A 9,553-nucleotide genomic window follows, 5' to 3' on the forward strand; every position below is an offset into this window, starting at 1 on the left:
GTCTATGCCGTCACGGCCTATGTCCTCAACCTGAACGGGATCGTCCCGGACGACGCCATTCTCGACAAGGAATCGCTGCCGAAAGTCCAGATGCCCAATCGAGAGTCGTTCGAGCAGACCGATACCGTGACGTTGACGGAAACGGAGGCCTGCATGGAGGGCTGCGAGCCGTTTTCGGTCGAGATGAACGGCACCACGCCCTCAACGATCAACGAGGAGCAGGTTCAGTAATGGCGGCGGAGGAGATAGCTACATGGCACTTCAGTTCCACAGGAGAAGATGAGGCGGGCCCGCGCCAAGCGCAGGCCAGCGGATCGATCACTCGACAGCCGGAACTGCCTTGGCAAGGTTCCAGACTGCCTCGCAATCGTGCCTGGAAGCGCTTCAGCCGCATCGCATTGCCAGCACGAATACGCTGGACATCGCCATCGCGCCAGCCGCCAGCATAGGCAATAGAAGGATGCCCCAGACGGGGAAGAGCGCGCCGGCGGCCACTGGGATGAGCGCCGTGTTGCGCTATCTCGGTGTCGACGTGGAGGATGCACTGATCTTGGCCGAACGAACCGAAATCTGACATTCGGCAGTCAACCGTGCCATATTGGTGACCGTTTCCAGCACCAAGGTTCTTTTGCCGCAACATCTCACCCGGGGTGGATTCCTGACAGACTGCTTTTGGAGGCGGGTTTAGGAAAGCGGCCATTTATGGTCAGCTTGACGTCGACAGCAACGCGCTCTCTATTTTCGACATCCAGCAATGATGCGGTCGCGGCCGCCAGAACCTGCCATTTGTTGATGTCCACGCGACTGCGGAGGGCCAATTTTCGAGGGCTATCGACGACGCTAATGGGCACATTATAGTCGTTATAGTCGTTCAAGAAATCTCTTGATCACGCTGGCCGCACCCTGTTTTTTGTCAGCAGTTTTGTTCCTTTTTTCCTGCGAGGATTTTACCTCCGGTTTCAACGCTTGCAGATGTTTGGCGGCTTCGCCTCCTTTCTTGCTCTTCCCTTCCTTGCCGCCTACCTTGGTTGTCTTGGCCATACCGATATCCTCCCTGCACCGTCGCCCGAGTTGCGCGGTCAAAAGATAGTTCCCTCTCAGGCGGCCGGGTCTGCTGTCAGTAGGTTATGCCGGTGAGCGCTAAATAGAGGATTGAACCCGGCACCGCTATCGCGATTGCGAGCAAAACCCAAGCAGCTGGGTTCGCGTTCAGTCTGGTTATATATTTCATGATTTTTGTCTCCCGCCGTTGCCATTCCAACTCTGTCTGATCCTCTGTCCTGGTATTTTTTCGAGATGCCCAAGTGCATCCATGATACCTGCACGGACCTTTTCCAGAACCTTGCGATCCGCTTCGATCGCGTCTGCCGCCTCCTGCAGCATTTCAACCACCTCGTTCTTGGTAAACTGCTCTGAGTTTGCGGCCATGGCACGAAGGTCGTGCACGATGTCGTGGGTGATCATGTGGTGGCTAGCCACAAGTCCGTGTGTGAACCGTGACGTCAGCAAGTTCGGCTTCTAGTTCTGAAATTCGATCGGCGGCGACCCGCATGAGCTGGTCGGCGGTAACGATGTATGGAAATTCGCCATCAATCTCAGCGTCGGCATGCCTACGTAAATGCTCAACAAGGTAATCAGCCGGGAGAGCAGCCAAGTAGGCCCGAATAGAAGCGCCCACGCCGGCTGCAAGCTGTGTTGAAGTAGCATGGGTCAGTTCGGACCGAAGGGGGGCACAAGATTTCACCGACGCCAGGTACGCCGAAACTCCGGCTGCCAGTGCATTTTCATCCAGATGAATGCTCATGATCATCAGCCTCACATTGCCGGCCGGAGGTAGTTCCGAAATGTCGAGCGATCTACGAAGCTTGATATGCTTCGCCAGAAGTAGCCTCAGTTCGGATTCGACTTGGTATCCCGCCTCAAACAGTGAATGAGCAACAGCCGCGTTAAAAGCTGCGCTCTGGCCGGCCCAAGCTCGCGAACTGCTGAGAGAAGCCGCTCAATCATGTTCATGTCATCGAAGGTGAGATAGGCGGAAGACGCGGTGCCCTCCTTAGGTCAGGGCCAGGGCACGATGACCGCCCTCATCGGCAGCGCCCGTATAAGAAGCTGCCGATAGATGAACGCTAGGCCTTTCCAATGAAGAAAGCAAATCGAGCATTCCTTATTCGTCACCACTTACGAGCACGCCTCTCGGCAGGCCATGAAATAGCTCCACGCCGCGCTATTTTTCCTGGCGCGCCGGAACAGAGTGGGCTCAGTTTTGTTGGTGCGACGAAAGGATACCGAGATGTTTGATGCATCCGACATTGAAGGCCATTTAAGACATGTCCGGGATACGTTGCGGCAGCTAAGACGTGAAATAGCTACGGCGGCGCAAAATGACGATTTGAAAGCGATCGATGCGCTTGTTGGTGTGGCTGAGGATGAAGCCGTGCGAGCGCTGCAGAAGATAAAAACACTCATGACGTGACCGCATGTCGTTCGTCACTCCGTATCTACCAGTCACCGCTAACGAATAGCTTGGTGGCCTCGCCAGAGGAGTTCGCGGCTCACGGTTGGCGTGGCTTGGGCAGCGTGCCTTGGAGGCTTCCCTGACGGACCGACTACAGAACCGGATCGAGGCATCTCGTCGTGGATTCATGTCCGTTCAGGCTTTTCGCTTACGGAAATCGGCGGCAGTCAGGATATAAGTGGTTCGGCGGCCACGCCCATAGGATGCGCGGGCAACGTCGTGAATAGATCCGCGGGCCGCGTCGAACGCCGCGAGGCATTCTGCTTCCAGCGCCTCTGCCCCGACCGTCTTTCTATCTGATGTCGTGAGGGCGGGGGCCTCTACCATAAACCGCACTTCGAACGTGCCATCATAGCCGATAAACCGAACCGCGTTTCTTGCTTCATCGAAACTTCGGCTTCGATTGGGAAAATCCAGCGTCATGACGGATCCACCGCTCTCAAATGATCTTTTACTTTATGCCTCGGCGGCTTGCTGTGTTTCCTCTGCGGTCGTTCATTATGAAAATTAAGCGATAACATGCCCTCTGTCGCGTCCGACCAACTCAGGCCGGTCATCGGGTTGCCGCTTCTGCTCGCCGGCACACCACTGAAGACATGATAAACAGTCCAAGAGTGATCGGCCTCGACACGCCTTCCATACTGGTGGGTGACAATGCCGAGGCCGGGCGCGCCGCCCTCATTCTCCCAGACCCCGATCGCGACGCTCTCCCAATCACGGTGAATATCGCTGCTCATGTTGCGGTCTCCTTTCAGCGATCGACGGCGTCAACAATTCCCGCGTAAAGCTTTTGGCCGGTCGTATCGGTGATCATCATCCCATCCGGGCGCCGCGGCATGCTGAGAGTGACGGACAGTGATCGCGCGACCTCGATGGCGTCCTTCCGATCAATTGCGTCACTCATCGCCCTGCCAACGGTGGCGTGAGCGTCGTCCTTGGCCCGCGTACGGTAGAACTCGATCATGATCTTCATTGATCCTCTCCCTTGTGAGGCCGGGCATCAGTTCATGCCTTTGCCACGTGGAGCATTGGAATTTCCGGGAAGCTTGATGGCGTTGCCGAATGAGCTTTCAGCCTTTGGCAAAGCTTTTTCCTGCTTCGGTTTTCGAATTTCCCGATTGCTGCGTTTCTGTCCCTTTGCCATTGCCGAACGTCCTTTCGATAAGAGTGAGATTGTCTCCGGGCTGCAAGTCGACCGGCTCGAGATTGTCTTGCGTCACTACCCGTTCATGACGTTCGTCGTCATTGCGAATGCGGTATTGGGGCGAGCCCGCATTGGGCGGCATCGTGCCGGTGACATGGTAGATTTCCGCGTTCCTGGCCGGATACAGGCGAACAGTCTGGCCCACCGCGAAAAGATGAGGTGTGGGATCGTGCCGTATTGGACGGACATTTCGATGGACGAGGGTTGCCATGCTCATGATCGCCTTTGATCCTGTTCCAATGCCGCCTGGAGAAAGGCTGGATCGACCGGCACCATTTGCTGTTTCGAGCCTCGTGTGGAGATCGATGGCAGATGGATGAAGCTGGCTGTTCGACGCCATGCTAGATGAGACGTCCCGTCGATGGGCTCTTCGTCATGATCCACAAGATATTCCCCCGGAGGTTGGGGAGCATCGAAACCGGGCAGCGAGAACGCCGACAGGAAGCGGACGACCTTTTGCGTGGTGCGATTGGTCATTGTTGTTTTCCTTCACGAAAGCGCGCGCATGCGCCTTCTGCTTTGTTCCATCTGAACCGGAAATGATGCCCATGCTGCCACTACATCCGTGGCCAGCACTCCTTTCATTCCAAAGGTTCGCATGGTGCGATATGCGCGCCGGCTGGCGTCGAACATTCGCTGTCGAGAATTCGGAGGTGAATGGCGGGTCGAAGGTCTCTGACACCGCGAAAGCCAAGACGGCCAAATCAACGAGTTTTATATATACGCCTCATCTGAGGAAAAGACAAGGAATTTACGTTGTTGTTCTTCAATTATCATTCGAATGGATAAGGTGAAGTATATTGTCATGAGACGAAAATTTCAAAATAACCCGAATTATATCGGCAGACATTTCGAGAGTAGAAAGATTACATTCGACACTCCACTTCCGGGCCAAGAATAAGCGGGGGCGCTCCTATCATTCGAGTGTCAAATAGGTGTATACTAGTTGTGCGGTCGCCCTATGCGCCGGCCCCAGAAAGAACACTCATGAAGTTCCGGCCCCCTCACGACCGCGCCGTATCCGGTCGGCTGAAGGTGATTTGAAGTCCAGGGGAGGTATCATCATCCACGATACCGCCAAGGCGAAGATCTCCTGATCATGACGGAGAGCGACATCATGGGCAACGTTGAGACCCGGCCGCCAAGAAGGTCGCCTAATCGCCATGCCTGCAATTTCAGAACCAAACTGGACGGAAAAATGTCTGCCAAGGAAATCAGGTTCTCCATCGACGCGCGCGACCGCATGCTTCGCGGCGTGGAACTGCTCAACGACGCCGTCAAGGTAACGCTCCGGCCCAAGGGCCGCAATGTCGTCATCGACAAGGCCTATGGCGCGCCGCGCATTACCAAGGATGGCGTCGCGGTTGCCAAGGAAATCGAATTGGAGAACAAGTTCGAGAACATGGGCGCACAAATAGTGCGCGAGGTCGCCTCCAAGACAAATGACCTGGCCGGTGACGGCACCACGACCGCCACGGTTCTTGCCGCTGCCATCTTCGAGAGGGTGCCAAACTGGTGGCAGCGGGATGAATCCGATGGACCTCAAGCGCGGAATCGACCTTGCCGTGACTGCTGTCGTCAACGACATCCAGGCGCGAGCCAAGAAGGTCAAATCATCGGATGAGATTGCACAGTCGGTACGATTGCCGCCAATGGAGACGTGTCCGTCGGCGAGATGATTGCCAAGGCAATGGACAAAGTCGGAACTGAAGGGCGTGATCACGGTCGAGGAGGCCAAGACCGTTGAAACCGAACTCGATGTCGTGGAAGGCATGCAGTTCGATCGCGGCTATCTATCTCTGTATTTCGTGACAATGCCGAGAAGATGCGCGTGGAGATGGAGGAGCCATACATCCTCATCCATGAAAAGAAACTGGGGAATCTGCAGGCGATGCTGCCGATCCTGGAAGCGGTGGTGCAAAGCGGAAAGCCGCTGCTGATTATCTCGGAAGATGTCGAGGGTGAGGCGCTGGCGACGCTTGTCGTCAACAAGATCCGCGGCGGCCTGAAGGTTGCAGCAGTCAAGGCCCCCGGCTTCAGCGACCGCCGCGATGTTGGAAGACATTGCCATCCTCACCGGCGGCTAGATCATCTCGGAGGATCTCGGCATCGAATTGAAAATGTCACCCTTGAGATGCTCGGTCGAACCAAGCGTGTATTGATCGAAAAGGACACGACCACCTTGATCGATGGCGCTGGCGACAAGGCCGACATTGCGGCGCGCATAAAGCAGATCAAGCTGCAGATCGAGGAAGCCACGTTGGACTATGACAGGGAGAGCTGCAGGAACGTCTGGCTAAGCTCGCTGGTGGCGTCGCGGTAATCCAGGTCGGTGGCGCGACCGAGACAGAGGTCAAGGAAACGAAGGATCGCGTCGATGATGCGTTGAATGCGACACGCGCCGCAGTTGAGGAAGGCATCGTGCCGGGCGGTGATGTCGCTCTTCTCGGGCCAAGGGGGCTTTGATTGGGCTGACTGGAACCAATGCCGACGAGACGGCAGGCATTTCCATTTTGCTTCGAGCACTCGAGGCCCCGATCCGGCAGATTGTCGAGAACTCTGGCGCCGAAGGCTCGATCATCGTCGGCCAACTGATGGAAGACACGAACCCCAACCGAGGCTTCGATGCCCAGACCGAGATCTATGTCGACATGATCGAGGCAGGCGTCGTCGATCCAGCCGAGGTGGTGCGAACGGCCTTGCAGGATGCAGGTTCGATTGCCGCCCTCCTCATAACAGCGGAAGCCATGATAGCCGATATCCCACCAAGGCCGCACCTATCAATTGATGGAGCGCGCTTGCCACGTGATCATAGCAGGCGGTTATCCTCTACGAGTTGCTTTATGCGACGCAGGGTCCCATCGCAGTCAGATTCCCGCCGGCGCGCGTATTCCAAGCGCTCATGCGACTGAGGTCTGCTGGCAGCAGCCCGGTCGCGCGAAGGAAACCGCGCTGGCTCCGCAGATGAGGCAGGGGATAGGAGCGATCGCATGTGGACTTCTTCGAGGCTGTCCTCATCCACCATGCGCTCATGGCGTTCGTCATCGCTGCGCACGCGATATTGCGTGTCGGGTAACAGGGCTGTGATGTGGTAGGTCCCTTGCGGAGTGTTTGATCTATACCAGCTGTTCTTGAAGAGAACCTTCTGCCCAACAGTGAAGCGATGTAACGACATTATTGTTCCTTATTCGCGCACTCTCACGCGCGGTATTGTTGTTCGAGATCCTGCTTAAGTGCGGCTTCAAGCTCATAGGCGTCGATTTCGACCAACTGCTCGGTTGTCGCACGCTCAGAGAGGGCGGGAAGATGGATGAAGGTTGCGATCCGGCGATAGGCGAGCCACGTCATCCCTTCAATGAGATGCTCGTCCTGGTCAATCGCGTATTCGCCGGGCGGCAAAGGTTCATCAATTCCCCTCAGCGCAAATGGCGCTGAAAACTGCACGATGGATCGCCTGGTATGCATAAGCATTGGCTGTCCTCGCAAACCCCAAAGGATATCGGTCGGAGGCAAATCAACTCAAGGAGTGGCCCGCTCCCGCCCAGTGCGCATGTCGGCAAGACGCAAATACCATCGATGATCTGGAACGTTTGGCGGTCGAGAGCCTCTGACGCCGCGAGAAGCCATGAGGCCCAAAAGAGCGATGCAAATCTTTCTGGGCGCCGATTGAGTTTTATTTGAGACCGGCCTGGGTGGCGGGAGCCGATAACGAATTTCAAGGATAGGTAAGCGGTATGAGCACCCATTGCAATTTCCGGAATGCTAGGCGGCGGCCTGCGCTTCCCGAAACGAGACCAGTCGTTTTGCTTGTTCGTCCCATAGCGCCAGCCCAACGCAGCTTAGGCTCTGAAGAAGCGTAATTCGGCTCATGTCGCGCAGTTCTGGATGGTCCACCAGAACTCGTGGTAGCCGATAAAACGGAATCCGGCTTGCCAGATGATGGACGTGGTGGATGCCGATGTTTCCGGTGAACCAACGCAGCATGAGAGGCAGCTCATAGTGCGAACTGCCGTGCAGCGCGGCATTCTGGAAATTCCAGCTTTCACCCTCGGACCAGTGCGTTCCTTCGAACTGATGCTGAACGTAAAACAGCCAGACACCGGCGGTTGCTGCCATCAATGTGATCGGAAGCTGCACCATAAGGAACGGGCCTATACCGAGGATCCCAATCAAACCCGCCGCCGGAAGCGCAATGCCAATGTTGGTCGCAACCGTTGACGCCCAAGGCTGCACGCCCGCGCGCATGAGTCCGAATGGCAGGCGGTATTGGCAGATGAATAGCCAGGCCGGTCCAAGGCCGAACATAATAGCCGGATGGCGATAGAGCCGATAGCTGGCACGACCATGCCAGGGCAATGCCTCATATTCCCTAACCGTAAGCGTTTTGACGTCACCGATGCCACGGCGGTCGAGATCGCCAGCAGTTGCGTGATGGGCGGCGTGGGTGCGGCGCCAATAATCATAAGGCGTCAATGTAAGAATGCCGATAACCCGGCCGGTCCAATCATTGGCATTGCGTCTGGAAAACAGCGCACCATGTCCACAATCATGCTGCAGTATGAAAAGCCTGACGAGAAAGCCTGCAGCGGGAATTGTCAAAAGCAGCCCCCACCACCAATCGTTTATGGCTGCCATGGCAGCCAGCGCCCAACAAGCCGCGAAAGGCACTACGGTGATGAGGATCTCGATGATGCTGCGGGCCGTGTCGGGCTGGCGGTAGCTTGCGAGAATGGCACCCCAGGAGCGGATATCCTTTCGGCTCTCAACGTCAGGGGCGCATTTATTCTCCAAAGTGCCTCCAAGGCTGCGATCGTGTCGCTGAGCGTGTAGGTGTCCCAAACACAGATGGGATGAAAATGAAAAAAGCGGGCCGTGGTGCCCGCTTCCCTTCGGTCCTGAGACATGTGCGCCGCCGGTACATTCGTGGTCGGCGAACCATCAATCAGGGCAAATGCAGTTGGTATTCAGGGAAGCCCAACACCGTATCTCGGCGAGCGCTCCCGGCCGAATTGCGACCGCTGACGTATATGTGGGCTATGCGAAACCGCTTTGCAAGGAAATAATTCTCAATGTCTACTGTTCGAATAAAAAGGCCGGGCTTGCCCGACCTTCCATTGTCCAGAGGCAAACCCTTACGCGGCCTGCAGATTTTCTGCGGCGATCTTGCCATTGCGGCTGTCACGCATTGCTTCGAATGAGAGTTTCTGGCCCTCGACGATGGTGCGCATACCGGCCCGCTCCACGGCGGAAATATGAACGAAGACGTCGGTAGTGCCGTCATCAGGTTGAATAAAACCAAAGCCTTTGGTGGAATTGAAGAACTTTACCGTTCCAGTTGTCATGACGATTTCCTTTCAAATCGGCACAGATCGTTGCCGCTTGGCCGAATGCCAAACGCCGTAGTCTTCGAAATTGAGAAGGAAGATCGCTGAGACGCCAAAGCGTAGGAACAAAGTTCATCAACAAGATCGATACGTCAACCTATTAGCCGTTTGTGGTTATTGCAAGGCGCCATGCACCAATGTTCCGAAAGGCCCGCCCAGCGTGAGCCGCACGGGTCAGTTGTTTGCAATTTTCGTAAGGAATCGAAGCGCTTCAGGACCGCCGGAATACGGAAGCTGGGAAGACGTGAGCGTTTAGGACGGGGTGTCCGCATTTAAAGATCTGTGGCCGGAAGCGGACCGTCTGCTTCCCCTTTCAGGCAAAGGTCGCCTGTCGGCTTCGCAGTTGCCGAACAGACCACCTCCGTGCTGCGCAACTGTGCCGCATCAAAAAATCCCGCCTCCTTGCAACGGGGGCGGGATATTGCCATATCCGGCGCAGCGGACCGGGCC

General features: G+C 56.2%; 13 protein-coding genes and 3 pseudogenes. 5 read left to right on the forward strand and 11 right to left on the reverse strand.

Annotated features, from left to right (window positions below; translation table 11 throughout):
* Nucleotides 1–231: pseudogene (locus ACLKMW_RS25900) on the forward strand (hypothetical protein); the annotation flags it as partial.
* A 410-nt stretch (nucleotides 232–641) separates the two neighbouring features.
* On the opposite strand, the gene ACLKMW_RS25905 reads toward ACLKMW_RS25900, so the two are convergent.
* The 4 genes from ACLKMW_RS25905 to ACLKMW_RS25920 form a co-directional block, all read right to left on the reverse strand.
* Nucleotides 642–875, reverse strand: coding sequence for a hypothetical protein (locus ACLKMW_RS25905; RefSeq protein WP_415727403.1), 234 nt, complete (start codon nucleotides 873–875; stop codon nucleotides 642–644).
* Nucleotides 862–1,041, reverse strand: coding sequence for a hypothetical protein (locus tag ACLKMW_RS25910; RefSeq protein ID WP_415727404.1), 180 nt, complete (start codon nucleotides 1,039–1,041; stop codon nucleotides 862–864). The genes ACLKMW_RS25905 and ACLKMW_RS25910 overlap by 14 nt, the downstream gene beginning before the upstream one ends.
* A 186-nt stretch (nucleotides 1,042–1,227) precedes the next feature.
* A complete protein-coding gene (locus ACLKMW_RS25915) occupies nucleotides 1,228–1,464 on the reverse strand; it encodes a hypothetical protein (protein WP_415727405.1) in 237 nt (78 codons plus the stop codon).
* Nucleotides 1,465–1,471: 7 nt separating this feature from the next.
* The gene (locus ACLKMW_RS25920; RefSeq protein ID WP_415727406.1) at nucleotides 1,472–1,804 is read right to left on the reverse strand and encodes a hypothetical protein; all 333 of its coding nucleotides are present in this window, start codon (nucleotides 1,802–1,804) and stop codon (nucleotides 1,472–1,474) included.
* Nucleotides 1,805–2,290: 486 nt separating this feature from the next.
* Between ACLKMW_RS25920 and ACLKMW_RS25925 the strand changes: the two genes are divergently transcribed.
* Complete coding sequence (locus ACLKMW_RS25925) at nucleotides 2,291–2,473, forward strand: hypothetical protein (protein WP_415727407.1); 183 nt, start codon at nucleotides 2,291–2,293, stop codon at nucleotides 2,471–2,473.
* A 177-nt stretch (nucleotides 2,474–2,650) separates the two neighbouring features.
* Here the strand turns inward: ACLKMW_RS25925 and ACLKMW_RS25930 are convergent, their stop codons facing one another.
* The 3 genes from ACLKMW_RS25930 to ACLKMW_RS25940 are packed head-to-tail and all read right to left on the reverse strand — an operon-like array spanning nucleotide 2,651 to nucleotide 3,488.
* Nucleotides 2,651–2,938: a DUF1488 family protein gene (locus tag ACLKMW_RS25930; RefSeq protein ID WP_415727408.1), complete on the reverse strand. Its 288-nt coding sequence runs from the start codon at nucleotides 2,936–2,938 to the stop codon at nucleotides 2,651–2,653.
* Nucleotides 2,935–3,252 carry a hypothetical protein gene (locus ACLKMW_RS25935; RefSeq protein WP_415727409.1) on the reverse strand — a complete coding sequence of 106 codons (318 nt, stop codon included), beginning with the start codon at nucleotides 3,250–3,252 and terminating at the stop codon, nucleotides 2,935–2,937. Before ACLKMW_RS25935 ends, ACLKMW_RS25930 begins: the two co-directional genes overlap by 4 nt.
* A gap of 14 nt (nucleotides 3,253–3,266) precedes the next feature.
* A complete protein-coding gene (locus ACLKMW_RS25940; protein WP_415727410.1) occupies nucleotides 3,267–3,488 on the reverse strand; it encodes a hypothetical protein in 222 nt (73 codons plus the stop codon).
* Between ACLKMW_RS25940 and ACLKMW_RS25945 the strand changes: the two genes are divergently transcribed.
* Nucleotides 3,478–3,948, forward strand: coding sequence for a hypothetical protein (locus ACLKMW_RS25945; protein ID WP_415727415.1), 471 nt, complete (start codon nucleotides 3,478–3,480; stop codon nucleotides 3,946–3,948). The genes ACLKMW_RS25940 and ACLKMW_RS25945 overlap by 11 nt on opposite strands.
* Here the strand turns inward: ACLKMW_RS25945 and ACLKMW_RS25950 are convergent.
* A complete protein-coding gene (locus ACLKMW_RS25950) occupies nucleotides 3,933–4,196 on the reverse strand; it encodes a hypothetical protein (protein ID WP_415727411.1) in 264 nt (87 codons plus the stop codon). The genes ACLKMW_RS25945 and ACLKMW_RS25950 overlap by 16 nt on opposite strands.
* 510 nt (nucleotides 4,197–4,706) lie before the next feature.
* Here ACLKMW_RS25950 and ACLKMW_RS25955 point away from each other — a divergent pair.
* Both ACLKMW_RS25955 and groL read left to right on the forward strand, forming a co-directional pair.
* Nucleotides 4,707–4,807, forward strand: a pseudogene (locus ACLKMW_RS25955) (co-chaperone GroES); the annotation flags it as partial.
* Between the two features lie 110 nt (nucleotides 4,808–4,917).
* Nucleotides 4,918–6,490 (forward strand): annotated as a pseudogene (groL, locus tag ACLKMW_RS25960) (chaperonin GroEL); the annotation flags it as partial.
* 427 nt (nucleotides 6,491–6,917) lie between these two features.
* Here the strand turns inward: groL and ACLKMW_RS25965 are convergent.
* From ACLKMW_RS25965 to ACLKMW_RS25975, 3 genes are all read right to left on the reverse strand, one after another.
* Nucleotides 6,918–7,163 carry a hypothetical protein gene (locus ACLKMW_RS25965; protein WP_415727412.1) on the reverse strand — a complete coding sequence of 82 codons (246 nt, stop codon included), beginning with the start codon at nucleotides 7,161–7,163 and terminating at the stop codon, nucleotides 6,918–6,920.
* 318 nt (nucleotides 7,164–7,481) lie between these two features.
* The gene (locus ACLKMW_RS25970) at nucleotides 7,482–8,510 is read right to left on the reverse strand and encodes a fatty acid desaturase (protein WP_415727413.1); all 1,029 of its coding nucleotides are present in this window, start codon (nucleotides 8,508–8,510) and stop codon (nucleotides 7,482–7,484) included.
* A gap of 341 nt (nucleotides 8,511–8,851) precedes the next feature.
* Nucleotides 8,852–9,061, reverse strand: coding sequence for a cold-shock protein (locus ACLKMW_RS25975; protein WP_415727414.1), 210 nt, complete (start codon nucleotides 9,059–9,061; stop codon nucleotides 8,852–8,854).
* Between the last annotated feature and the right edge of the window lie 492 nt (nucleotides 9,062–9,553).

This window comes from Borborobacter xinjiangensis (assembly GCF_047739745.1).
Taxonomy (GTDB): Bacteria; Pseudomonadota; Alphaproteobacteria; order Rhizobiales; family Rhizobiaceae; genus Pseudaminobacter.